This is a genomic window from Herbaspirillum sp. alder98, assembly GCF_020179755.1.
GTDB lineage: Bacteria > Pseudomonadota > Gammaproteobacteria > Burkholderiales > Burkholderiaceae_D > Herbaspirillum.
Window position 1 is genome coordinate 1 of the sequence record NZ_JAIUCY010000010.1, and the last position, 22,570, is coordinate 22,570.

The following is a 22,570-nucleotide window of genomic DNA, read 5'->3' on the forward strand; positions in this document are numbered from 1 at the left end:
AGATGACATAGTTGCCGTGGTTCTGGAAGCAGGCTGGCAACAGCCAGGACGGGGTCCGGTAGGCTTTGCTGGCAGACAGGAAAAGGAAGCGGTCTTCGGTGACCGGCACGTTCAGGGGCGCGCCTTGTTCCTTCCAGTCGGGGATCAGTTCGCTCAGCGCGCGCGGGTCCATCACCGCGCCCGACAGGATATGGGCGCCGACCTCGCTGCCTTTTTCGAGCACGCAGACGCCGACTTCCTTGCCGGATTGCGCCGCCAGTTGCTTGAGGCGGATCGCCGCCGACAAGCCGGCCGGGCCGCCGCCGACGATTACCACATCGTATTCCATGGCCTCACGCGGGCCGTATTGTTGCAGCATTGCCTTATCCCAGTTGCTTGACCAGTTGTGGCGCCAGTTCGAACAGGTCGCCCACGATGCCGTAGTCGGCCACCGAGAAGATCGGCGCATCGCCGTCCTTGTTGATGGCGACGATCACCTTGGCGTCCTTCATCCCGGCCAGATGCTGGATTGCGCCCGAAATGCCGACGGCGATATACAGGTCGGGCGCGACTACCTTGCCGGTCTGGCCGATCTGGTAATCGTTGGGCACATAGCCGGCGTCGACGGCCGCGCGCGATGCCCCCAGGGCGGCATTGAGACGGTCGGCCAGCGGCTCCAGCATCTGCGCGTAGTTCTCGCCCGACCCCAGGCCACGGCCACCCGATACCACGATCTTGGCCGACGCCAGTTCGGGGCGGCCGCTGGAGGTGGTCTGGCGCGACACGAAACGCGACAGGCCACACTCGGCCACCGCCTCCAATGCCACGATCTCGGCACTGCCGCCTTCTGTCGATGTAGGCTCGAAGGCGGTAGCGCGCACCGACACTACCTTGATCGCATCCGACGAGCGCACGGTGGCGATTACGTTGCCGGCATAGATCGGGCGTTCGAAGGTGTCGGCGGCGATCACCCGCGTGATCTCGGAGACCTGCGCCACGTCGAGCGCGGCGGCAATCCGTGGCAGGACGTTTTTACCGGCGGCGGTCGCGGTGGCCACGACGTGGCTGTATTGCCTGGCGATGCTGGATGCCTGGGCCGCCAGGTTCTCGGCCAGGCCGTGGGCGAAGTGCGGCGCATCGGCCACCAGCACGCGGTGGACGCCGGCGATGGCAGCGGCCGCGCGTGCAGCTTCAGCGCACTGGTCGCCACACACCAGCAGGTGCAGCGTGTCGCCGCATTGAGCAGCGGCGGTCACGGCGTGCAAGGTGGCGTTCTTGATGGATTGGTTGTCGTGTTCGGCAATGATCAGGACCGGCATGATGTTCCTCAGATGACGTTGGCTTCGTGCTTCAGTTTGGCCACCAGGGCGGCGACGTCGGGCAGCTTGACGCCGGCCGCGCGTGCCGGCGGTTCGGCCACTTTCAGCGTACTCAGGCGCGGCGTGATATCGACGCCCAGCGACTGCGGGGTGTGCGTATCGAGCGGCTTCTTCTTGGCCTTCATGATGTTGGGCAGGGTCACATAGCGTGGCTCGTTGAGTCGCAGGTCGGTGGTGACCAGGGCCGGCAGTTTCAGCGCCACGGTTTCCAGTCCGCCATCGATCTCGCGGCTGACGATGGCTTCGCCATCGACGATCTGCAGCGACGACGCAAAGGTCGCCTGCGGCATGCCCGCCAGTGCCGCCAGCATCTGGCCGGTCTGGTTGCTGTCGTCATCGATGGCCTGCTTGCCCACGATCACCAGCGGTGCCTGTTCTTGCTGCAGCACCGCGTGCAGCAACTTGGCCACCGCCAGCGGTTGCAGCTCGTCGCCGGTCTCGACCAGGATGCCGCGGTCGGCGCCGATGGCCATGGCATTGCGCAAGGTTTCCTGGCATTGCGCGGGGCCGCACGAGACTGCCACCACCTCGGTAGCGATGCCGGCTTCCTTGAGTCGCACGGCCGCTTCCACCGCGATCTCGTCGAACGGATTCATGCTCATCTTGACGTTGCCGATATCGACGCCGGTGCCATCCGATTTGACGCGCACCTTCACGTTGAAGTCGACGACACGTTTTACTGCAACAAGTATCTTCATGGATTGATTCACTCAGGCAAGGGGTTAGTCAGGGGAGGGGACGCACCAGGATCAACGCGGCGCGGGCGTCGACGGCATGCGGTGCGAGGTCGAGATCGCTGCCGTGTCCCAGCGCGGCCTGGCCGGGTTCGAGCGGTCGTCCCGACAATTGCCAGGCGCCCGTCAATGGCACCAGCGCCCAGGCCACGGCATCATTGATACCGCAGCGCCGGGTGACGATACGTATTTCGCCGCGCAATGCCGAACGGCGCACCATCAGGTTGAGAAAGCGGGGCTGCACCGTGCCTGGCTGGCGCCGCGCGCCCAGTTCGAGCTCGCCGGGAAAACTGATCGGCAGCAAGGGTCGCGCCATCACCGCCGCCGAAGGCCCGGACAATTCGACTGCGCCGTTGCCCATCAGCAGGGCATGACGGTCGATGCCGGGGAAGGTAGAGAACGGCCCGTCGGCGGCGATCTCGGCCAGGCTGATGCGCCAGTCGAAACCGTCCGGGTGTGGCGTCGACCCGGGCGCATGGCCAGAGCCCAATGCACGGGTCAGTCCGCCGCCGTTGCGCCACGGCGTTGCCACGCACTCGGCCAGGGTGATGATCTGCATGGCCGTTGCCGTGCTCAGGACACCGCGCCCGAACCGTATTTGCCGACCAGCAGCTTGCCGCTGGCGAAGCGCTCGATCGAGTACGGCGCCAGCGAGACGTCGGTGGCCAGGCCCAGGGCTTCCTGCGCCAGGATGCGCCCGACGGCAGGCGACAACTTGAACCCGTGTCCCGAAAAGCCGAAGCCGGTCAACAGGCCCTCGACGCCCGGCAATTTGCCCAGCACCGGGTTCCAGTCGGGGGTGACGTCGTAGACGCCGGTCCACGACGTGGCCAGGCCTGCCGTCTCGTAACTGGGGAAGCGCTCGGCGACCTGGGCGCCGATTTCCACGATGGCGTCCAGCGACACGTCGCCCTGCTCGGTGTCGGGGCTGTCCAGGGTTTCGCCGACCACGCCTTCCGACACCAGCATCTGGGTGCCGCCATAGCTGCGTCCGTACAGCATGCCGCTCGATGCCAGGTCCTTGAAGACCGGCATGTTGAAGGTGTAGGGTTCGGGCCCTTCCAGTGCCAGCACTGTGTGGCGCTCGGCGCGCACCGGCAGGGTCAGGCCGGTCCAGGCCGCCAGTTCGGGGGTCCAGATATTCTGGGTGCTGATGACGGTACCCGACAGGAAGCGCCCGGCGCTGGTATCGACGCCGACCACCCGGCCATGCTCGATGATCAGGCGCTCGACGTTGACGCCTTCCTTGACTGTCACGCCGCGTCGGCGTGCTGCACGGGCGAACGACGTCGCCACCAGATAGGCATCGGCAAAGCCGGCCTCCGGCTCGAAACTGATCAGCGCGGCGTCGTCGAAGCGGGCGATCGGCAGCAGTTCACGGGCCTGGGCCGGGTCCAGTGTTTGCAGCGGAATGCCTTGCTCTTGCTGCGCCTTGAGCGAGGCGCGCAGCGGCTCCAGCTTGTCGCCTTCGGGCGCCCAGATCATGTATCCGCACTTGACCAGCCCGCACGAGGCCTCGTCGTCTTCCACGTATTCGGCGAAGCGGTTGAAGGTTTGCCATGACAACTGCGCCAGTTCCACGTTTTCCTGCACCGAGTAGTGCGTGCGCAGGATGCCGGACGACTGCGAGGTGGTCCCTTCGCCGACGGTCTTGCGGTCCAGCAGCAGCACGTTGCGGGCGCCCAGCTGGGCGAGATGGAACGCGGTCGAGGTACCGATTACCCCGGCCCCGATCACGATGGCGTCATAAGTGTTCATGGCTTCCTCTTCAATCAGAATGGCTGGCAGTGTGAACCGAAAAAAGCAGCGCCTGCGCCAGCATTAGAGAAACTAATGTTTTGAAGAAGTGCGGGTAACATTAGCCCGGCTTAAGTTCTTTCGATTCATCATGCGTCACCGCATTGCGCCCTATATAGAGGATTCACCATGTCTGATATGCCATTCGATCTGCACGCCCTGCAAGCCTTCGTGGCGGTCTGCGAGGGCGGTTCGATGATCGAGGCTGCGCGCAAGCTGGGCGTGACGCAAAGCGCGATCAGCCAGTTGATCAAGTCGCTGGAGACGCAAAGCGGCATGGTGCTGCTGGACCGTGAATTCCGTCCCTCGCGCCCGACCGCGGCCGGCCGCCTGCTGCTCGACCTGGCGCAGGGACTGCTGGAACATGCGCAACGCGTCAATGAACGGTTGATCGATGCGTCGCGTTCGGAGATGGCCCAGATACGATTGGGCGGGGTCGATTCGTTCTCGGCCACGATCGGGCCGATCCTGGTCCAGGCGATCTCGCGCAATGCGCGCCAGATCTCGCTCTGGTCGGGCCTGACCCCGATTCTCAGCGAGCAGTTGCAGCGGCGTGAACTGGACCTGGCGGTCTGCACCGAATCCAACGTCAATGACCTGCGCATCGAACAGCGCCTGCTGTTCTCGGAGTGCTTCGTGGCAGTGATTCCGAAGAGCGTGGCCGAACAGCACGGGGATGATGCCGCCGGTTATCAAAGCGCCCTGCAAAGCCTGCCGCTATTGCGTTATACGCGCCGCTCGGTGATCGGCCAGCAGATCGAGCGCTACCTGAAGCACATCAAGCTGGACGCGCCGCGCCGGCTCGAATTCGACGCCACCGACCCGATGCTGAACCTGGTGGCCTGGGGCCTCGGCTATGCGGTCACCACGCCGCTGTGTCTGTGGCAGTCGCGTCATTGCCTGCCCGACGTGGTGCTGGTGCCGTTGCCGGCCAGCCAGCTGGGGCGGCGCAATTTCTTCCTGTTGTCGCGCGAGGGCGAGTGGAACAGCCTGGCCGAAGAGGTCTCGTCGCTGACCCGCCAGGCGCTGCAGGACAAGATATCGCCGGCGATTCGCCGGGTCTTGCCGGGGCTGCCCAAGGATGCGTTCTCGTGGAAATGACAGCGGACGGTGCAATGCACCACGCGCATGCACGTTCGCAGGGCGTGCGCGCACCGCTGCAGCGCAGCTAAATTAGCTCTGCAACTAGTTTGTATTAGTTTTCCTTAAGCGGGTCGGGACGGGCGTCATCCGTCAGTAATATCGCCGTGTCACACCGAGCGATTCCACCTATAAGCTAAGGAGCAAGCAATGAACCAGACTCGACGCAGGGTCATGAAGCACGCCGTTACCCTGGCCGCCGCCGGCACGATGGGTTTTCCCATGCTGGCACGCGCGGCAGCACCGACCGTGATCAACTACGGCGGCTCGGCCTGGCTGGGCCATTACTCGGCTTATATCGCCATGAAGACCGGCTTGATGACCAAGTACGGCATCGACCTGCGCTGGCAGGCATTCTCCACTTCGTCGGCGCGCATGGCCGCCGTGATGGCCGGCAACGTGGATATCGCAGGCACCGGCGTGGTGTCGGCGCTGGCGCTGATGGCCAGCGGCGCCAAGCAGTTCCAGGTGATTGCGACGCCTAACAACTTCGGCCGTGCCGAAGGCTTGCTGGTCCGTGACGGCGTCAAGAGCGTGGCCGAACTCAAGGGCAAGAAGATCGGCGTGACCTATGCCTCCAGCGCCCACGTGCTGCTGCTGGATGTACTGACCCAGGCCGGCCTGAATCCGGACAAGGACGTGTCCATCATCAACCTGCCGGCGACCGAATTGCTGACTGCGTACAAGGCCAACCAGATCGACGCTGCCGCCGCCTGGACCCCGACCTTCGATCGCATTCGCGCGCTGCCCAACACCAAGCTGCTGTTCGACGACACGTCGTTCTCGCTCTACAAGAGTTACAAGATGTCGCCCGGTCCCGACGTGCTGCTGACCCGCACCGCCTTCGGTCGCGACAACCCGGCGGCGGTCAAGGCCTTCCTGCAGGCGATCTTCGAAGCCAATGCGCTGTTGACGCAAAAGCCCGAGGAAGCGGCCAAGATCCTGCTCGAGTTGACCTCGCTGTCGATTGAAGAACAACTGGCCGTGATCAAGCAGACCGAGTGGTTCACCCAGGCCGACCAGAAGACCCTGCTGGTCGCGCCGGGCAACTTCGTCGATGGCCTGCAGAAGCTGTCCGAAATGCTGCTCAAGCTGAAACAGATCGACTTCGTGCCGCAGGTGCGGCAGTGGGTCAACACCACCTATCTGTGAGGCACGCGCATGGCTGAAAAGAAAGAGTGGCTGCAGGGCGGTGCGCTGGTGACGCTGTCGGCGGTGTCGCTGGTGACCTTCCTGCTGCTCTGGGAAGGAATCTGCCGCGCCGGCGTGGTGGACGCCGTGTTCCTGCCGGCGCCATCGCAGGTACTGGGACGGGCGCTGCGCATGTGGGACCAGGACACCCTGATCATCAACATCCTCGCTTCGGCGCGGCGGGTGATGGTGGGTTTCCTGGCAGCAGTGGCGGTGGCGATCCCGCTGGGGATCATGCTGGGCACGTCGAAGGTGGCGCGCGCCGTGTTTGATCCGATCCTGTCGTTCCTGCGTCCGCTGCCGTCGATGAGCTGGATCCCGCTGACCCTGCTGTGGTTCGGCATCACCGAGACGCAAAAGTACAGCATTGTCTTCATGGGTGCGGTCACGCCGGCGTTGCTGTACGTGATCGAGGCTACGCAGGGGATCGACCCGATCCTGATCCGGGCCGCCCGCAACCTGGGCGCCAATCGCTGGCAGGTGATGCGCGAAGTGATCCTGCCCGGCTGCATGCCGCAGATCCTGTCGGGCATGAAGGTGATCCTGGGCCTGTCGTGGACCTGCGTGATCTCGGCCGAACTGGTCGCGGCCAAGGAAGGCCTGGGCTTCATGATCATGAACGGCAAGGAATTCTTCCAGACCGATACCGTGGTGCTGGGCATGGTGCTGATCAGTTTTACCGTGCTGGTGACCGATATCGTCTTTCGCCTGATTCAAAGGAGTGTGCTGTCATGGCAGAAGTGAAATCCGGCGCGGCCGATCGTCCCATGATCGAGTTTCGCGGCGTGGCCAAATCATTCGGCGAGCTGAAGGTGCTCGACCGGGTCGATCTGCAGGTGGCCAAGGGCGAGTTCCTGGTATTGCTGGGGGCCTCGGGCTGTGGCAAGTCGACCATGCTCAACCTGGTCTCGGGCTTCGAGCGCACCAGCGCCGGCAGCGTCTGGGTCAATGGTCGCGAAGTGCGTGATGTCGATCCCGGCTGCGGCATGGTGTTCCAGCAGTACGCGCTGTTCCCCTGGAAGACGGTGCGCGAGAATGTCGAGTTCGGTCTGAAGATGCGTGGCGTGTCGCGCGCCGAGCGGGCCAAGGTGGCGCAGCATTACATCGAGATGGTGGGGCTGAAGGGTTTCGAGAACAGTTTCCCCAACAAGCTCTCGGGCGGCATGAAGCAGCGCGTCTCGATTGCCCGCGTGCTGGCCAACGACCCCGACGTGATGCTGTTCGACGAACCCTTCGCCGCGCTCGATGCGATGACGCGCCAGGTGCTGCAGGAGCAGCTGGTGTCGATCTATGAAAAGAGCGGCAAGACCATCATCTTCATCACCCACTCGATCGACGAAGCATTGATGCTGTCGACCCGCATGGTCGTCATGGGCGCCAAGCCGGGGCGCGTGGTGCAGGACATCGTCAATGACCTGCCGCATCCGCGCACAGCCGAAGCGCAATTGTCAGAGCGTTATATCGAGTTGAAACGCGCGATCTGGCAGACGGTACAGGTGGAGGTGATGAAGGGACTGGAAGGGGCGCATTGATACCGCGCCATCCCGTCGTCCTGACGAAGGTCAGGACCCAGCGTCTTTCAGCGCACCTCGGTGTTGTTACATAAGCCACTGGGTCCCGGCCTTCGCCGGGACGACGGATTACTTATCAAGTTACCTCTGTCGTCCTGACGAAAGTCAGGACCCAGCGTCTTTCAGCGCGCCTCGATGTTGTTGCATAAGCCACTGGGTCCCGGCCTTCGCCGGGACGACGGATTACTTATCAAGTTACCTCCGTCGTCCTGACGAAAGTCAGGACCCAGCGTCTTTCGGCGCGCCTCGGTGTTGTTGCATAAGTTACTGGATCCCGGCCTTCGCCGGGACGACGGATTACTTATCAAGCTACCTCCGTCGTCCTGACGAAGGTCCGGACCCAGCGTCTTTCAGCGCACCTCGATGTTGTTACATAAGCCACTGGGTCCCGGCCTTCGCCGGGACCACGGATTACTTATCAAGCTACCTCTGTCGTCCTGACGAACGACGGGGCATTGATAACTTATAACGCTGTCACGCCGGTCGTTCCCCCGCGGCCAGGCGCAGGCCGATCGCTGCCACCACCTCAGGCAGTTGCGCCACCGAATCGATCACATAATGCGCACCGGCAGCGCGCAGGCGATCTTCGGCATGCGCCTTCAGTCTCGCCAGTTCGGCCGCCGGCATGGCTGCCGCCTGCGCGGCCGTCAAGCCGACTTCGTTACCGCTCAACGACACGCCGATGCTCCACATGCCGGCGCGCACGCCTTCGTGGATGCCGGGCACGGTGTCGTCCACCTTGATGCAGGCGGCCACGTCGCCCACCTTCAATGCCAGCACATTGGCCAGCGCCATGAACGGACCGGGCCGCCCGCCGGCGGCCAGTTCGTCACCGGCCACGACATGGTCGGGCGCAATGCCTTCGGCTGCCGCCAGCGGCAGCAGCACGTCCAGCACCTGGCGCGGATAACCCGAACACGACCCGATCTTCAGCCCCTGAGCGCGCAGTGCGGCGAGGGTGTCGGCCGCCCCTTCGATGGCGTGCGAATACTCGCCGACCTTGGCGATCTGCATCGGCATGAAGCGTGCATAGATAGCGTCGACATCGGCATCACTGGCTGCGCTGCCGGTCGCCGCTTGCCACTGGGCGGCAATGTCCGGTTCATCCAGCAACGTGCGGATATGCTGCCACTTCGACAGGCCCATCGGTCCGCGTGCCTGGTCCAAGGTGATGTGGATGTCGAAGCTCTTGAAGGCATCGACGAAGATCTGGGTCGGCGCCAGCGAGCCGAAGTCGACCAGCGTGCCGGCCCAGTCGAAGATCACGGCCTGGACTTGTGAAGTGGAGGCAGGGCGGTGGTGCAGGGTCATGGTAGTCCTTTCAATGATGGATCAGGCTGGTGCGGCAATGAAGTTGCGTCCGCGTGGCCCTTGCAGGGCGCGTTGCAGGCGCTGGTCCCAGCCGTCGGCCACGCCATAGTCGGCCGGGTCGCTGGACACGCCGAGTTCATCCAGGAATTCGGTCAGGCGAGTGATGGCCCGCGCCGGCGAGGCGGCGCCGAAGATCTGCAGCAGCAAGGCGTCGACCTGGGTGTCGCGCCCGAACGCCAGACGCATCACATGCGGCAACGAAAAAGAGCATGCGATGCCGTGCGCCACGCCGTGCTGCAGGGTGATGTCATACGACAGCGAATGCGCCAGCGCAGTCTTGGTGTTGGAAAACGCCAACCCGGCCTGCAGCGCCGCCACCGCCATGCGGTCGCGCAAGGGCAGGTCACGTGGCTGGCGCAGCAGCGCCGGCAGGGTGGCGATAATCGTCCGTGCGGCGGTCGCGGCCAGGCTGGACGAGACCGGGTTGCGGTTGATGTTCCAGATCGATTCCAACGCATGCGACAGCGCATCGAGACCACTGGCAAGCGTGATTTCACGCGGCAGGCTCAGCATCAGCTGCGGGTCGATCAGCGCCGCCTGCGGCCAGGTCCACGGCTGATGCAGCGAATACTTGTTGCCGGCGTCGGCATCCCACACGGTGGCCCAGGGGGTGACTTCGCTGCCGGTGCCGGCGGTGGTGGGCACGGCAATCAAGGCCTTGGCCCGCGCGCCGTCGAGTGGCATGCCGTCACGCAGGTGCGCCAGCAACGGCGCAAAGTTGTCCGAGGGCGTGGCGCACAGCATCACCTTGGCGCAGTCGATCACGCTGCCGCCGCCGAAGGCGACGATGCAATCGACATCGGCATGGCGCGACCAGATGCGCTGGTACATGTCGCACAGCCAGCGCACGTCGGGATTGGGTTGCACGGCATTCTCGATGCCTGCCAGCCGGTCGCCCAGCAGCGTCGACAATTTGTCTTCGAGGCCCAGTGCGGCGGCTTCGGGAAAAGTGATCAGCAGCGCGCGACGACGGCCCAGCAGTTCGGGCAGGCGCGACAGGCTGCCGGCGCCGGCATGCACTGCCACCGGGTTGTGATAATTCCACATGGTCTGGACTCGATGAAGGTAAATGGATGTGCAGTTAGTGACGGCCGTCCTGGATCATCTGGCGCAGGCGGCTGGAGACGGCATCCGCGGCCACCACCATCAGCGTCACCACCACGATGCAGGTGGCGGTGTCCTGGTACTTGAACAGCTTCAGGCTGTTGACCAGTTCGAAGCCCAGCCCGCCGGCGCCCACCATGCCCAGCACGGTCGCCTGGCGCAGATTGACCTCGAAGCGGTAGAGCACGGTAGCGATCCATGCCGTGATGACCTGTGGCAGCACGCCGAAGACGATCACCTGCAATGGACGGGCGCCGGTGGCGCGTAGCGCTTCGAGCGGGCCTTCGTCGATTTCCTCGATGCTCTCGGCGAAGAATTTTCCGACCATGCCGATGCCGTGCAAGGCCAACGCTAGCACGCCGGGAAAAGGCCCCAGGCCGACCGCCGACACGAACACCAGCGCCAGGATCAATTCATTGATGCTGCGCGTGACATTGAGCAGTTGTCGCACGCCCTGGTACAGCACCCGGTTCGGATTGAGGTTGCGCGCCGCCAGGAACGACACCGGTATGGCGCCGAGCACGCCCAGCAAGGTGCCCCACAAGGCAATCTGCACGGTTTCGACGGCCGGCGTCACCAGCCGCGCGAGGATGTTCCAGTTAGGCGGAAAGGAACGCGCCAGGAAGTCGCCGATCTGCGGCACGCCATTGGCCAGTTCGGACCAGCTCAGCTGGGTGCCATCGGCACTCCACGCCAGTATGGCCGCGGCAAGCATTACGCCGCCGATGCATAGCAGCCAGGCGCGCAGGGTAAGCGGACGCGGCCCGGTCCAGACGATGTCGTGATAGCTGGCGTTCATCACAGCGCTCCCTGCATGGACAGCTCGGGCGCTGGCCGTACGGTTGGTTCAGGATTTTCGCGCGGTTCCAGCCCGGCGTAGATCAGGTCGAGGTGAGACTCGCGCAGTTCGTCGCCACGACCATCGAACACCAGCTTGCCGCCGGCCAGGCCGACGATGCGGTCGCCGAATTCACGCGCGTAATCCACTTGATGCAGGTTGCATACGACGGTGATGCCGAGTTCGCTGCAGGCGGTGCGCAGGTATTGCAGCACCAGGCGCGAGGTCTTGGGATCGAGACTGGCCACCGGTTCGTCGGCCAGGATCACCTGCGGGCGTTGCGCCAGCGCGCGCGCAATGCCGACCCGCTGGCGCTGGCCGCCCGACAGCGAATCGGTGCGTTCGCCTGCCTTGTGTTCCAGTTCGACCCGGCGCAGGCAATCCATGGCGAGCGCCACATCCTGCCGCGAGAACAATTGCAGGATCGAGGCCAGCGTGCCGCATCGCCCGAGGCCACCGGTCAGCACATTCTTCAGTACCGACAGGCGCGGCACCACGTTGTGATGCTGGAAGATCATGGCCACGTTGCGGCGCAGCTGGCGCACCCGGCGCGCGTCGGTGGCATCGTATCCGGCCGCCACCAGTTCGCCGGAGGTGGGCGCGACCAGGCCATTGATACAGCGCAGCAAGGTCGACTTGCCGGCGCCCGAAGGCCCCAGCACCACCAGGAACTCGCCGGCGGCGACATCGAGATCGATGCCGCGCAACACGGCATTGCTACCGTATTGCTTGGTGAGCGATCGGATCCGGATCATTTCATCGCCTTGAGGTCGAGATTGAGGATCCTGGCGGTATCGCGCACCACGTCGTAGGCCTGGTCATCGGTCTTGACGAAGCCATTGAGCACGCCCTGGTCGCCCCATGGCACATCCTTGATGGCGGCGAAGGCGGCGGCGATCTTCTGCTTGAACGCCGGGTCCAGGTCGCGCCGCCATACCATCGGCGACTCGGGAATATCGGGCGAAGTCCAGACCACGTTCAGGTCGTCCTGGCGCACCGCGCCCTTGGCCACGGCGGCGGCCAGGATACGGTCGGCCACGGCAGCGGCGTCGACCTTCTTGTTCGCCACCGCCAGGATGCTGGCGTCATGCGAACCGGAGAAAATCACCCGCGAGAAATACTTGTTGGGATCGATGTTGATCTTCTGCAACCCGGCGCTGGGAAACAGGTGGCCGGAGGCCGACGAGGGATCGACGAAGGCCATGGTGCGGCCCTTCAGCTGTTCCAGGTTCTGGATCCCGCTATCGCGGCGCACGATGATCATGCTCTTGTAGAAACTGCGACCGCTCTTCTTGGTTTCGGCCACCGCAAACGCCTCGACGTTGGCGACCGAACTGGCCAGCACATACGAGAACGGGCCGAGGTAGGCCACGTCCAGTTTCTTGGCGCGCAGCGCTTCGATGATGCCGTTGTAGTCGGTGGCGATGAAGGCCTTGACCGGTAGGCCGAGCTGCTTTTGCAGGCCGTCGATCACCTGCTTGCTGTTTTCCAGCATGGCCTGCGAATCTTCGGCCGGGATCAGGCCCACCGTCAGCGTGGGCGCTGCCATGACAGGTTGTACCAGCAAGCCTGAAGTGAGCGCGGCCAGGCACAGCGCGAGGAGTGAACGTCGTTTCATCTTGATCCTTGATCGGTGAGAATGCGGGCTGAAGTCGGGGTTGGAGACAGCGCTTGCTGGTGCGGACAGGTTGTAGATTAAAGGCGCTATGTGACCGCTGTGTTATCGATATAATCTAAAAAATCCTATCCAACTATTGATTGGAGCTATAGATGACGCCATCGCAACTTCGCGCTTTCCTGGCCGTGGCCCGCCATCGCGGTTTTTCGTCGGCGGCCCGTGTGCTGGGCGTGAGCCAGCCCACCCTGACTACCCAGGTGCAGGCGCTGGAGCGCGAGCACAATGTCGAATTGTTCTACCGCCGTGGGCGTCGGCTGGACCTGAGCGAGACCGCGCAACGCCTGTTGCCGATCGCCCAGGGCATTGCCGAGCTCGAGCTCGATGCGCTCAACCTGCTGGTCAATTCCGGCACCTTGCATGTGGGCCATCTGCGAGTGGGGGCGGTGGGGCCGTTTCATGTGATCGAGATGGTCGATGCCTATCGCGCCCGTTATCCCAAGGTCGAGCTGTCGATCAAGCTGGGCAATTCGGCGCAATCGTTGGCCGATCTCGAGAGCTACACCACCGATGTCGCCGTGCTGGCCAGCTTCACCGATGACGCCCGTTTTTACGCGATGCCGTACGCCGACCATGCGGTGGTGTTGTTTGCCCACCGCAGCCACCCCTTCTACAAGCGCGCATCGGTCAGCCTGGCGGAACTGGAAGGGCAGCCGATGCTGATGCGGGAGCAAGGCTCGACCACCCGTCTGGCACTGGAAAAAGTGCTGCAGCAGGCCGGGGTGAAACCGCAGGTGGTGATGGAGATCGGCAGCCGTGAAGCGCTGCGTGAAGCGGTGGCGCGCGGGCTTGGCCTGGGCACGGTGTCGGAGGCCGAGTTCGTGGCCGACCCCAGGTTTCGCATGGTGCGCATCGAAGGTGACCCGGTCAGCACCCACACCTATCTGTATTGCCTGGCCGAGCGACGCGAGGCGCGGCTGGTGAGTTCGTTCATGCAGGTGATGGGCAGCAAATGACGACGGATGAAAACTAATCTGGGCGAAGGTGCCAGGATTTTAATTGCCGGGCGACAATGTTAGAGTGGCGAAAAACTAACATTACATTCGTCCACGTATCGTTCCCTCTTTCTTTGTGCTGCGCCGTCCGAAGGCCGAAGACAGAGCGATATGCTCAACCATGACAACAGAAACGCCTGAATTCTCTCCGATAGAACCCATCATCACGCCGCTCGCTGCTGATGCTTCACCTGCACCTCGTCCTGCTGGCGTTGCCTTGATTGCTTATCTCCTGCTCTTGAACGCGGCGGGTGTTGCAGTGAATGCATTGATGTTCGGGCCCTATCTACACAACACAGCGCTGTTGCCAGGTGTGTCGATTGCACCGCAATTGCAGTGGCAGTTGTTCGAAGGGTGGAGCTATAGCTCCATTATCGTCGCCATCGGCCTGTTGCGGGCGTGGCGGTGGGCGCGCCTGGCATATGTCGTACAGGGAGGGCTGGGTTTCGTGTTGATACTTTTCGCGAACCGGCACGCGCATGGCCCGCTGATGGTGCAGCTGTTCTTTTCGTTGCCTTTTCTTGTGCTCTTCACCTGGCTGCTTTGCCGCAAGGACGCCATACATTATTTCGCGGCAGTGAAATCCTCGCGCGCACGTCGCAGCCTTCGCGGCCGCCTGGGCGCATTCTTGTATGTGCTGGCGGCTGTCTTTGCATTCTGGAGCCTCAATGCGATTGTCTTGGGTATTACCGAGATCTACCCCAAGTCGTTGCATCGCGACAAACTGACCTTCCTGGCGCTGCCGGTAATTCTTGTCGCCGAGTGGGTTGGCAAGACCCCGGGCGCCCTCTCCAGAGCAGTCATCCTCGCGACCGCATTTGCGGCGTACCTGATGCAGATGTTCCTGTACAAGGTCTTTTCAGAATATGCAGGGCAGATGGGACCGTCTCTTTGGCAACTCAGGAATTGGGCGGTCGGCGTCACTGCCGCAGCAATGATGCTCGCGTACCTGCAATGGCGACGCGGGCGATCACATTGATTCTTGCATCCTCGTGCCCCGCTGTTTTATGCTGGACGGACATACGAAAGATATGGGCGCGCATATGTTCTTGTCAGGTTCTCAACCACGCATCATGAAGACCTTCCTGGCGGCGTTGTTACTGACAACAATGGTCGTCGTGGCACCGGTTCGCGCGGCCGAATGCGTCAAGCTGGCGGTGTCGTCCGACTCCGACTATGCGCCGCTTCACTGGTATGACGGCCGCCAACTGACCGGCGCCAGCATCGAAATCGCACGGCGGGTTCTGACGGCGCTCGAGATTCCCTTTGAAGTTCGCTACGTGGGCCCCTTCCATCGCGTGCTCAAGGAAGCCGAGAGCGGCGATGTGGCGATGGTGGCTTCGCTGAAGAACACGCCCGAGCGCCAGAAATTTCTTTCCTTCACTTCGGTGCCGCTGTTCTCCAATCCGATCTCGGTCTTTGTCGCCAGCGACCGGCGCTTTGCCTATGCCGGCTGGCAAGACCTGATCGGCAAGCGTGGCGCCATCACCCAGGGCAACCAGTTCGGCGGACCCTTCGATGACTTCCTGCGCGCCCATCTCACGATACAGTCCGCGCAAAAGGCCCACATGAATTTCACCCGGCTCGATTCCGGCCAGGTCGACTACTTCATCACCGGCTACTACAACGGCATGATCTACCTTAACCAGAGCGGCCAGGCCGACCACTTCGTGGCGCTGCAACCCTATGTGAGCGAGACCGATAACTTTCTCGCGCTGAGCAACGCCAGCCCCTGCGTGAAGCACCTGGCGCGCATCAATGCGCAACTGGAACTGATGCAAAAGCGCGGCGAGCTGCGCGCCGTGCTGGAGCGCTACGCGGCGCAGCTCAAGGTGGCGCCGCATACTGCCGGTGCGGCGGTGCAGAAGTGATGTGGGCATCGTGCCGGGGCCACGTCAGATGCCGGGCGCAAGCAGGCGAATGATCTTCAGCCAGATGTCGTCGCCGCGGCCGGCGGCATGGGCGGCGGTCGATGCCAACAAGGTGACGGCGGCGATGAAGAAGGTGGAATAGAGGCGCATGGTGTTCTCCTGAAAGTGATCCGACGATGGTGGGCCAATCCGGCGTTTCGCTTCTTTGCGTTACGTTTTGGCTTGGGTCTATCTTGCGGCGGTCCGGTTACCGGCCGATGTCAGGGTCGACGTTTCATGTTGCAGTTGAAACAGAGAGGCCGTTATCTGATCTCTAGGTAAATTCTTATCTGTTTTCCGTCCTGTGAAATCTTCGGCAGTGTTCTACACTGCGTATCGTCCTACCGTGCCATTCATTTCGTGAATTACAAAAAATCAGGAGAACAAGCATGACTGGAATCAAGACCATCCACGGCGCATTGCTGGCCGCCTTGTTGCTGAGCGCAGGTGTAACCATGGCGCAAACCGCCAATGTGGATTTGCGCGGCAGCAACGAAGTACCCGCCAATCCCTCCACCGCCAGCGGCACCGGCAGCATCAGCGTGGCGGCCGACAAGAGCGTCAGCGGCACCATCACCACGACCGGCATCGAGGGTAAGGCAGCCCACATCCACACCGGTGCGACCGGCGCCAACGGCCCGGTGATCGTTGGCCTGACCAAGAATGGCGATAACGGCTGGAGCGTGCCGGCCGGGGCCAAGTTGTCCGACGAGCAATATGCCGCCTATGTGGCCGGTACGCTTTACGTCAACGTGCATAGCGCGGCGCATCCAGGCGGCGAGATTCGCGGGCAGTTGTCGCCGAAGTAAGCTGGTTGTCCCGTTGTGTGAGCGCGAGACTGGAACCGTCACCCATGGTGGCGGTTTTTTCTTAGCGACGGCGAAACAGCGGGCTTTGGCGCATCTGTTCCTGCATTTGCCTTTCCATCAGGTCGCGGCGTTCCTGCTGCACTCTTTGCAATCCGTCCCAGATTGAAATATCCCAGACGTCCATGGCGTGACAATTTGCACTGGCGGCCAATAAGGCGATGACGATGAATTGACGCATGTTGTTCTCCTTGCTGTTCGTGCGATGGGGTGAGGTTCAGAAGATGAGCAGTTCGTAGCGGATTTCGTCCGCATTCGCCGCCGGTGTAAGGAAGTCCAGGAGATAGTCGAGACAGGAACGCATGCTTGGCCTCCGCCAGAAGTTGATCGGGTGTTGCTGTTGGGTTGAGTGCATAGTGCGCTGGCCATGTTGCCGCTGCATTTCAGTGACGGCGGCCGGTGTTTCAGTTGAAACAGGCGGCGGCACGCGCGGCCCGATGAGCGTTGCCGATCGGATTTACAATGGCCCTTCGTTTTCCGGCCTGATGCCAGGCGCCATGTGTGAGGTACATCCCAATGAGTAATACGTTGAAGATCGATTTTGTCTCGGACGTCGTCTGCCCCTGGTGCGCCGTCGGCCTCGCGGGTCTCAATACCGCCCTCGAAAGGCTGGACGCCGGGACCCGGGTCGAGCTCACGTTCCATCCCTTCGAGCTCAACCCCGATATGCCTGCCGCCGGCGCAGTGCAACTCGACTACATCACCGAGAAATACCGCATCAGCCCCGACCAGGCGCGCGCCAACCGCGAGCAGATCCGGGCCAGGGCGGCCGCCGTGGGCTTCACCATGAATCGCGATGATGCCAGTCGCGTCTACAACACCTTCGACGCCCATCGCCTGATCGCCTGGGCCAGGGAAAAAGACGCGCAGGCGGCGCTCAAGGCGGCCTTGCTCAAGGCTTATTTCACCGATGGAAAGAACATTGCCGAGCGCGATGTGCTGATTGGGATTGCCGCGCAGGTGGGTCTGGACAGCGCCGAGGCGGGCGAGATACTGGAGTCTGACCGTTACGCCCAGGAGGTCAGGGACGAAGAAGTCCTGTGGGTGCAACGCGGCATCAGCAGCGTACCGGCGGTGGTGGTGAATGATCGCTACCTGATCCCGGGCGGGCAGCCGCCGGAGGTATATGAAGAGCAACTCCGGGCGATCCTGGCCGGTGATGGCCAGGCGTGACTGCGCAGTAAGCCAGCCCGCAATTGAAAAAGCCCTGCAAATCAGCAGGGCTTGGTAGCCATGGAGCGGTGTTTACTTATAAAAGGCTTCGACCCGGCCCTTCAATTTGGTCATCAAGGGATTGCCCTTGCGATCGATTGCCTTGCCAGCCGGGACCTTGATCCATCCTTCGCTGATGCAGTATTCGGCGACATTGGTGCGTTCCTTGTCGTTGAATTTGATGCCGATGTCGTGTTCGAACACGGCGGCATTGAAATGGGGGCTGCCGGGATCGATGGAGAGCCGGTCGGGAAGCGGGGGGAGGTTCGTAGTATCGTTCATGGCAGCGATTATCGATCATAAGATTATTCAAAACAATGCCTTCTTGCCTGGATTGCGCCATCCGACGATCGATCAAGGCGCATGCCCGGTGAACCGGTTGGCTGACAGTTGACGAAAAAAAACGCCCGCAGCATGCTGCGGGCGTTTTCACGAAAGACCAGGCACGGGCCTGGCGTTGCATCAGGACATCAGAAGTCGACCTGGGCCGACAGCACGAAGGTGCGGCCGGAAGAGGTGCCGACGTAGCCGTTCTGCATCACCCAGTAGTTCTTGTCGAACAGGTTCTCGATGTTGGCGCGATAAGTCACGACCTGGCCAGCGGTCTTGGTGATGTAGCGGGCGCCGATGTCTGCGCGGGTCCAGCCGGGTACTTTTACGCGATTGGTCTGGTCATACCACATGGCACCGGTACGGGCCACGCGCGTGTTCAATGCCAGGCCGCTGACCCAAGGCGTATCCCAGTCGAGGCCCAGGTTGAAGTTGTGGCTTGGCACGGCACCGACTTCGTTGTTGTCGGTCGTGCCGCCTGCGGTGTGCGCCAACTTGGTGTCAAAGAAAGTACCACTGGCGTTGAAACGCAGGCCGCGCTGTATTTCGCCGTAGGCCGCCAACTCAAGACCGCGAATGCGTGCACGGCCGTTCTGCGTGGCATATTGCACACCGTTGATGATCTGCGTGGAGTTGTTCTTCTGCTCGATCTGGAACACTGCGGCGCTGGTCGTGACGCGACCCCAATCGATCTTGGCGCCAGTCTCGTATTGCTTTGACTTGGAAGGCGGGAACGCCTCGCCCGCGTTGGCATTTGGAGCCGCCACGATTGAGCCGGCAGTCAAGGCAGCAGTGTAGTTGGCATACAGCGAGAGGTTTTCTACCGGTTTGACCACTACACCCAGCACCGGCGAAATCGCCGTCTTGTTGGAAGTTTGTGCGGCCGAGAGCAGGCTGTGGGAATAAACCTGTTGACGGCGCAGACCGGCGATCAGGCGCAAGCGATCATCGGCAAACGACAGGGTGTCGGTAAGCGCAAAGCTGGTCAGGCGAAGCTGGCTCTGTGGTGTTGCCTGGGTCCGGGCCATTGTTGGTGAAGGGAGTGCGACCGGGTTGTACAGATTCGATGTCACTCCGGTGCTTTGCGAGGCGAAGAAGTAGTCGGTCTGCTGGTTGAGCATGTTCAGCCCCAGCATGACGGTATGCTTAATGCCGCCGGTGTTGAACCGAGCGCGCATGCCAGCATCCGCCGAAGTGGAGGTGACCTTCTGGTCATAGTAGCCATTGGATAACGCGCTGGTGTCGCCACGGGCGTTCAAGATATTCGCACCGGGCCAGCTCTGCGCCGATGACGCGACGTGGTAACCGATGGCGCCATAGGCTGTCAGGCTATCGTTGATGTCATATTCCAGGCGTGTGAGAGCTGCCTTGTCGTCCGATTGCAGCGTGGTGCCGGGATAGAGGTTGGTCTTGCCAGAGGGGGCCTCGGGCATCTCCAGGCCGGCGATGCGGAATTGTGGGCGGAAATTGCGCGAATCTTCATGCTGAGTATAGGCATCCAGGCTCCAGCGTACGCGACCGCCGTTGTAGTCCAGACCCACCGAACCCATGCTTTGTTGCTGGTTACTGCCCGACAGGCCGGTGTTGCCATCGGCGTACAGTGCATTGACGCGAATGCCCCATTCCTGGTTGTCGCCAAAGCGGCGGCCGATATCGCCCTTGAGGCCGAATTGCGAATTCGACAGGTAAGTCGCAGTCACGCTCGACGTCGGCTCTTCGTGGGCACGCTTGGCGACCAGGTTGACCGCGCCGCCGATGCCGCCGGCCGGACCCATGCCGTACATCAGGGTGCCTGGACCCTTGAGCACTTCGATGCGCTCGACCATCGTGATCGGCATACGGGTCAGCGGCACCATGCCATACAGGCCATTGAAGGCCACATCGTTGGCCGACATCGTGAAGCCACGGATCTGATAGCTGTCGCCGAAGCCGCCATTGCCGTTGGTGTTGCGCACCGATGCGTCATTGGCGATGACGTCGCCGATGGCGCGCGCCTGCACGTCTTCAATGCCTTGCGAGGTGTAGTTGGTGACGCTGAACGGGGTGTCCATGACGCTGGCCGTGCCCAGCACGCCCAGGCTGCCGCCGCGCGCCACCAGACCACCGGCGTAGGGCGCCGTAGGGTCGCGACTTTCGGTGACGGTAACGGTGGGCAGCACGGCATTGCTGTTGCTGCCGGTATTAGTGGTGGCAGCCGGGGTGGCGGTAGCGTCGCCGGAGGTCGCGGTGGTTTGCGCATAAGCCACCGGGACGGCCAGCATGGGCGCCATCAGCACCAGGTGACGCGCAGCCGATGCCACGGCCTTCAGTTGAAATACGGAATTACGTTGGCGCTTCGACGCCTGGACCTGCCCCATGATCTACCTTTCGTTTTAACTAGGAATAAAGACGCGTTCTCGTTTTGAGAAAAAGAAGCGTTCTTATTTGGATGACACCTGAAAGTTAAAAACGGATCAGGTCAGGAGAAAAATTGTTAAGAAATGCTGAGGGAGGCATATAAGGGTGCGCATCAATATCATTCCGTGGGAATCATGGCCGGCGTCGACTTGTTCGAGATGCAATTCCCGAACACGGATCCGGTCGTCCCGACGGGCATGCGGGTTGTCGGCTACCATTCCGGTCTTTACCCAATTGAAAGCAGACCCGTGGGCATACTTGACGAGGCGATACGCGAGATAAGGCTGGAGAAGCAAGCCGCCGAGGATGAACTCAGGCAAGCGCTGGAAGACTTCGACATCATCACCTCACGCGCCGTCGCGGCCGTGAAAAGCACTGTTGCCGACCTGCGCCTCGAGCTGCAGGCCGCAGGCTGGTGGGCCGGCGACTTGAGCGAAGAGGCCAACCCGCCGTATTACGTCAGCCTGGCCTTTCAGGTGCGTCGCTACGCGGCAGATCCCGACCCGGTGACCAACCCGACTTATTCGTACGCCATCAAATTCGACGGCCTGGGTGGCGCCGAGCGAACCACTGGCGACAACGACCCACTAACGGAGATGCTGGTGTTTCGTGGCGTGGCGCGACAGGACTTCGGGATGGATCTCGAGAAAGACCTCAAGCTGTTCCTGAAGGCAATTCTGCACCGGCACTGAAGATGTAAAGCGCAGTAGCGGAGACATACGGCCGGCGGTCCGATCGGAAATCGGGCAATCCAGTATCCTTCGCGCTGCATTCGTATTGTTTTGAGAGGGCGTTTTGTCGCGAAACACGTCGGCCATGGTACTGGGGCCACTACTGGGACTTTTCTTTGTCAGCCTTGGAAATGGCTTCATTTCATCCCTGACGTCGTTGCGACTGGACGCGGCCCACGTCTCGGCCATGATGATCGGGGCCATTTCGTCGGCCTACTTCGTGGGCCTGACCGTGGGCGCCGTCACCAGCGACCGCCTCATCGGCCGCATCGGGCACATCCGGGCCTATAGCGGCTTCGCCTCGCTGACGGCCATCACTTATCTATTGCAGGGGCTGGTGTTCGATCCCTGGTTCTGGCTGTTCCTGCGGCTCATCAATGGCTGGGCGATGGTCGGCATCTACCTGGTGGTCGAAAGCTGGCTGCTGCTGGCCGGCGACCCCAAGAACCGGGGCCGCCTGCTGGCCATCTACATGATCGCGCTCTACGGTTCCATCATGCTGTCCCAGGCCAGCCTGGGGCGCATCGATGCCTGGGGCAGCAGTGCGCCATTCATGCTGGCGGGAGTGCTGGGGTCGATGTCGGTGTTGCCGATGGTGATCCTGCCGCGCATCTCGCCCGAAGTCGGTCCGATCGAGCCGCTGATGCCGCATCACCTGATCCGCATGACGCCGGCCGGCGTGGTCGGCAGTTTCGGCGCCGGCGTGGGCATTGCCGCCGTCTATACCTTGCTGCCCATCTATCTGCAGCGGGAAGGGCTCGATATCGGGCAGGTCGGCCAATTGATGGCCAGCGCCATCTGTGGCGCCATGCTGTTGCAGTATCCGGTCGGGCGCTGGTCGGATCGACGCGACCGCCAGACCGTGCTGCTGGCCCTGAGTGCAGCCTGCACGATATTGTCGCTGCTGGTGCTGATCATGCCGGCCTATCCGCCGCTGTTGATGGTGCTGCTGTTCCTGGTGGGCGGCTGCATCTTTGCCATCTATCCGGTTGCGGTCAGCCACTCGGCCGACCAGGCCGATTCGCGCGAACTGGTGCGGGTCATCCAGGGCATGCTGCTGATCAATTCGGTCGGCTCGGCGCTCAGCCCGATCGTCATCTCGCCGCTGATGAACCGGGTCGGCAGCAATGGCCTGTTCTGGGCATTCCTGATATTGCATGCGGCATTGACGGCGTTTTTCCTGTGGCGTAACAAGCACCATCCCGCTTCCGTGCCCGCCGCGCCCTTTGCCGCCTCGGCGCAGATGACCCCGATCGGGGCCGAGATCCGGGTCACCGAAGAGCTGGCACGGGCCGCCGCCGCGCCGCATCCCGAGCCGGGGCCGCCGCCGGCATAAAGCCAGCCTCCAGC

25 protein-coding genes are annotated in these 22,570 nt (G+C 62.4%); 11 read left to right on the plus strand and 14 right to left on the minus strand.

Features of this window, described 5'->3' with window-relative positions; genetic code table 11:
* The 5 genes from LBW87_RS19215 to LBW87_RS19235 all read right to left on the minus strand — a co-directional run.
* On the minus strand, positions 1-358 hold a 358-nt coding region (locus LBW87_RS19215), incomplete at its 3' end, for an NAD(P)/FAD-dependent oxidoreductase (protein WP_225203076.1).
* A 4-nt stretch (positions 359-362) separates the two neighbouring features.
* On the minus strand, positions 363-1,298 hold the full coding sequence (locus LBW87_RS19220) for an electron transfer flavoprotein subunit alpha/FixB family protein (RefSeq protein WP_225203077.1): 936 nt from the start codon (positions 1,296-1,298) through the stop codon (positions 363-365).
* A gap of 8 nt (positions 1,299-1,306) precedes the next feature.
* On the minus strand, positions 1,307-2,056 hold the full coding sequence (locus LBW87_RS19225; protein ID WP_225203078.1) for an electron transfer flavoprotein subunit beta/FixA family protein: 750 nt from the start codon (positions 2,054-2,056) through the stop codon (positions 1,307-1,309).
* Between the two features lie 28 nt (positions 2,057-2,084).
* Positions 2,085-2,651 (minus strand): HutD family protein, encoded by a 567-nt coding sequence (locus LBW87_RS19230; RefSeq protein ID WP_225203079.1) that lies wholly within the window; start codon positions 2,649-2,651, stop codon positions 2,085-2,087.
* Positions 2,652-2,665: 14 nt separating this feature from the next.
* A complete protein-coding gene (locus tag LBW87_RS19235) occupies positions 2,666-3,850 on the minus strand; it encodes an NAD(P)/FAD-dependent oxidoreductase (RefSeq protein ID WP_225203080.1) in 1,185 nt (394 codons plus the stop codon).
* A 168-nt stretch (positions 3,851-4,018) separates the two neighbouring features.
* On the opposite strand from LBW87_RS19235, the gene LBW87_RS19240 reads away from it, so the two are divergent.
* The 4 genes from LBW87_RS19240 (at position 4,019) to LBW87_RS19255 (ending at position 7,752) form a co-directional block, all read left to right on the plus strand.
* On the plus strand, positions 4,019-4,990 hold the full coding sequence (locus tag LBW87_RS19240) for a LysR family transcriptional regulator (RefSeq protein WP_225203081.1): 972 nt from the start codon (positions 4,019-4,021) through the stop codon (positions 4,988-4,990).
* 189 nt (positions 4,991-5,179) lie between these two features.
* A complete protein-coding gene (locus tag LBW87_RS19245; protein WP_225203082.1) occupies positions 5,180-6,181 on the plus strand; it encodes an ABC transporter substrate-binding protein in 1,002 nt (333 codons plus the stop codon).
* 9 nt (positions 6,182-6,190) lie between these two features.
* A complete protein-coding gene (locus LBW87_RS19250) occupies positions 6,191-6,964 on the plus strand; it encodes an ABC transporter permease (RefSeq protein WP_225203083.1) in 774 nt (257 codons plus the stop codon).
* Complete coding sequence (locus LBW87_RS19255) at positions 6,952-7,752, plus strand: ABC transporter ATP-binding protein (RefSeq protein WP_413927663.1); 801 nt, start codon at positions 6,952-6,954, stop codon at positions 7,750-7,752. Before LBW87_RS19250 ends, LBW87_RS19255 begins: the two co-directional genes overlap by 13 nt.
* Before the next feature lie 513 nt (positions 7,753-8,265).
* Here the strand turns inward: LBW87_RS19255 and phnX are convergent.
* From phnX to phnD, 5 genes are read right to left on the minus strand one after another with little or no spacing between them, the layout of a single operon-like run.
* Entirely contained in the window at positions 8,266-9,102 is an 837-nt protein-coding gene (gene phnX / locus LBW87_RS19260) for a phosphonoacetaldehyde hydrolase (RefSeq protein ID WP_225203084.1), read from the minus strand.
* 21 nt (positions 9,103-9,123) lie between these two features.
* On the minus strand, positions 9,124-10,209 hold the full coding sequence (psrA, locus tag LBW87_RS19265; protein ID WP_225203085.1) for an iron-containing alcohol dehydrogenase PsrA: 1,086 nt from the start codon (positions 10,207-10,209) through the stop codon (positions 9,124-9,126).
* 34 nt (positions 10,210-10,243) lie between these two features.
* Entirely contained in the window at positions 10,244-11,065 is an 822-nt protein-coding gene (gene phnE, locus LBW87_RS19270; protein ID WP_225203086.1) for a phosphonate ABC transporter, permease protein PhnE, read from the minus strand.
* Positions 11,065-11,859 (minus strand): phosphonate ABC transporter ATP-binding protein, encoded by a 795-nt coding sequence (phnC, locus tag LBW87_RS19275; RefSeq protein WP_225203087.1) that lies wholly within the window; start codon positions 11,857-11,859, stop codon positions 11,065-11,067. Before phnC ends, phnE begins: the two co-directional genes overlap by 1 nt.
* The gene (gene phnD, locus LBW87_RS19280) at positions 11,856-12,722 is read right to left on the minus strand and encodes a phosphonate ABC transporter substrate-binding protein (RefSeq protein ID WP_225203088.1); all 867 of its coding nucleotides are present in this window, start codon (positions 12,720-12,722) and stop codon (positions 11,856-11,858) included. The genes phnC and phnD overlap by 4 nt, the downstream gene beginning before the upstream one ends.
* A gap of 152 nt (positions 12,723-12,874) precedes the next feature.
* Here phnD and LBW87_RS19285 point away from each other — a divergent pair, with 152 nt between their 5' ends.
* The 3 genes from LBW87_RS19285 to LBW87_RS19295 all read left to right on the plus strand — a co-directional run bounded on the left by LBW87_RS19285 (position 12,875) and on the right by LBW87_RS19295 (position 15,645).
* Positions 12,875-13,735, plus strand: coding sequence for a LysR substrate-binding domain-containing protein (locus LBW87_RS19285; RefSeq protein ID WP_225203089.1), 861 nt, complete (start codon positions 12,875-12,877; stop codon positions 13,733-13,735).
* A 160-nt stretch (positions 13,736-13,895) separates the two neighbouring features.
* Complete coding sequence (locus LBW87_RS19290) at positions 13,896-14,753, plus strand: hypothetical protein (RefSeq protein WP_225203090.1); 858 nt, start codon at positions 13,896-13,898, stop codon at positions 14,751-14,753.
* 94 nt (positions 14,754-14,847) lie between these two features.
* Positions 14,848-15,645 carry a substrate-binding periplasmic protein gene (locus LBW87_RS19295; protein ID WP_225203091.1) on the plus strand — a complete coding sequence of 266 codons (798 nt, stop codon included), beginning with the start codon at positions 14,848-14,850 and terminating at the stop codon, positions 15,643-15,645.
* 24 nt (positions 15,646-15,669) lie between these two features.
* Here the strand turns inward: LBW87_RS19295 and LBW87_RS23930 are convergent, their stop codons facing one another.
* The gene (locus tag LBW87_RS23930) at positions 15,670-15,795 is read right to left on the minus strand and encodes a hypothetical protein (protein ID WP_265113011.1); all 126 of its coding nucleotides are present in this window, start codon (positions 15,793-15,795) and stop codon (positions 15,670-15,672) included.
* A 278-nt stretch (positions 15,796-16,073) separates the two neighbouring features.
* On the opposite strand from LBW87_RS23930, the gene LBW87_RS19300 reads away from it, so the two are divergent.
* The gene (locus tag LBW87_RS19300) at positions 16,074-16,493 is read left to right on the plus strand and encodes a CHRD domain-containing protein (protein ID WP_225203092.1); all 420 of its coding nucleotides are present in this window, start codon (positions 16,074-16,076) and stop codon (positions 16,491-16,493) included.
* A 61-nt stretch (positions 16,494-16,554) separates the two neighbouring features.
* On the opposite strand, the gene LBW87_RS19305 is transcribed toward LBW87_RS19300, so the two are convergent.
* Positions 16,555-16,731 carry a hypothetical protein gene (locus tag LBW87_RS19305; protein ID WP_225203093.1) on the minus strand — a complete coding sequence of 59 codons (177 nt, stop codon included), beginning with the start codon at positions 16,729-16,731 and terminating at the stop codon, positions 16,555-16,557.
* 335 nt (positions 16,732-17,066) lie between these two features.
* Between LBW87_RS19305 and LBW87_RS19310 the strand changes: the two genes are divergently transcribed.
* Positions 17,067-17,723, plus strand: a complete 657-nt coding sequence (locus LBW87_RS19310) for a DsbA family oxidoreductase (protein WP_225203094.1) — start codon at positions 17,067-17,069, stop codon at positions 17,721-17,723.
* 72 nt (positions 17,724-17,795) lie between these two features.
* Here the strand turns inward: LBW87_RS19310 and LBW87_RS19315 are convergent, their stop codons facing one another.
* Together LBW87_RS19315 and LBW87_RS19320 are read right to left on the minus strand one after the other, a co-directional pair.
* A complete protein-coding gene (locus LBW87_RS19315; RefSeq protein WP_225203095.1) occupies positions 17,796-18,044 on the minus strand; it encodes a DUF3297 family protein in 249 nt (82 codons plus the stop codon).
* A 188-nt stretch (positions 18,045-18,232) separates the two neighbouring features.
* Positions 18,233-20,449: a TonB-dependent receptor gene (locus LBW87_RS19320; RefSeq protein ID WP_225203096.1), complete on the minus strand. Its 2,217-nt coding sequence runs from the start codon at positions 20,447-20,449 to the stop codon at positions 18,233-18,235.
* Positions 20,450-20,737: 288 nt separating this feature from the next.
* On the opposite strand from LBW87_RS19320, the gene LBW87_RS19325 reads away from it, so the two are divergent.
* Positions 20,738-21,181, plus strand: coding sequence for a hypothetical protein (locus LBW87_RS19325; RefSeq protein ID WP_225203097.1), 444 nt, complete (start codon positions 20,738-20,740; stop codon positions 21,179-21,181).
* A gap of 103 nt (positions 21,182-21,284) precedes the next feature.
* Positions 21,285-22,556 (plus strand): MFS transporter, encoded by a 1,272-nt coding sequence (locus tag LBW87_RS19330; RefSeq protein WP_225203098.1) that lies wholly within the window; start codon positions 21,285-21,287, stop codon positions 22,554-22,556.
* Positions 22,557-22,570 lie beyond the last annotated feature (14 nt).

Coding starts and splice junctions, on each gene's coding strand:
- LBW87_RS19220 (WP_225203077.1), bottom strand. CDS start 1,298: ATGCCGGTCCTGATCATTGCCGAACACGACAACCAATCCATCAAGAAC.
- LBW87_RS19225 (WP_225203078.1), bottom strand. CDS start 2,056: ATGAAGATACTTGTTGCAGTAAAACGTGTCGTCGACTTCAACGTGAAG.
- LBW87_RS19230 (WP_225203079.1), bottom strand. CDS start 2,651: ATGCAGATCATCACCCTGGCCGAGTGCGTGGCAACGCCGTGGCGCAAC.
- LBW87_RS19235 (WP_225203080.1), bottom strand. CDS start 3,850: ATGAACACTTATGACGCCATCGTGATCGGGGCCGGGGTAATCGGTACC.
- LBW87_RS19240 (WP_225203081.1), top strand. CDS start 4,019: ATGTCTGATATGCCATTCGATCTGCACGCCCTGCAAGCCTTCGTGGCG.
- LBW87_RS19245 (WP_225203082.1), top strand. CDS start 5,180: ATGAACCAGACTCGACGCAGGGTCATGAAGCACGCCGTTACCCTGGCC.
- LBW87_RS19250 (WP_225203083.1), top strand. CDS start 6,191: ATGGCTGAAAAGAAAGAGTGGCTGCAGGGCGGTGCGCTGGTGACGCTG.
- LBW87_RS19255 (WP_413927663.1), top strand. CDS start 6,952: ATGGCAGAAGTGAAATCCGGCGCGGCCGATCGTCCCATGATCGAGTTT.
- phnX (WP_225203084.1), bottom strand. CDS start 9,102: ATGACCCTGCACCACCGCCCTGCCTCCACTTCACAAGTCCAGGCCGTG.
- psrA (WP_225203085.1), bottom strand. CDS start 10,209: ATGTGGAATTATCACAACCCGGTGGCAGTGCATGCCGGCGCCGGCAGC.
- phnE (WP_225203086.1), bottom strand. CDS start 11,065: ATGAACGCCAGCTATCACGACATCGTCTGGACCGGGCCGCGTCCGCTT.
- phnC (WP_225203087.1), bottom strand. CDS start 11,859: ATGATCCGGATCCGATCGCTCACCAAGCAATACGGTAGCAATGCCGTG.
- phnD (WP_225203088.1), bottom strand. CDS start 12,722: ATGAAACGACGTTCACTCCTCGCGCTGTGCCTGGCCGCGCTCACTTCA.
- LBW87_RS19285 (WP_225203089.1), top strand. CDS start 12,875: ATGACGCCATCGCAACTTCGCGCTTTCCTGGCCGTGGCCCGCCATCGC.
- LBW87_RS19290 (WP_225203090.1), top strand. CDS start 13,896: ATGACAACAGAAACGCCTGAATTCTCTCCGATAGAACCCATCATCACG.
- LBW87_RS19295 (WP_225203091.1), top strand. CDS start 14,848: ATGAAGACCTTCCTGGCGGCGTTGTTACTGACAACAATGGTCGTCGTG.
- LBW87_RS23930 (WP_265113011.1), bottom strand. CDS start 15,795: ATGCGCCTCTATTCCACCTTCTTCATCGCCGCCGTCACCTTGTTGGCA.
- LBW87_RS19300 (WP_225203092.1), top strand. CDS start 16,074: ATGACTGGAATCAAGACCATCCACGGCGCATTGCTGGCCGCCTTGTTG.
- LBW87_RS19305 (WP_225203093.1), bottom strand. CDS start 16,731: ATGCGTCAATTCATCGTCATCGCCTTATTGGCCGCCAGTGCAAATTGT.
- LBW87_RS19310 (WP_225203094.1), top strand. CDS start 17,067: ATGAGTAATACGTTGAAGATCGATTTTGTCTCGGACGTCGTCTGCCCC.
- LBW87_RS19315 (WP_225203095.1), bottom strand. CDS start 18,044: ATGAACGATACTACGAACCTCCCCCCGCTTCCCGACCGGCTCTCCATC.
- LBW87_RS19320 (WP_225203096.1), bottom strand. CDS start 20,449: ATGGGGCAGGTCCAGGCGTCGAAGCGCCAACGTAATTCCGTATTTCAA.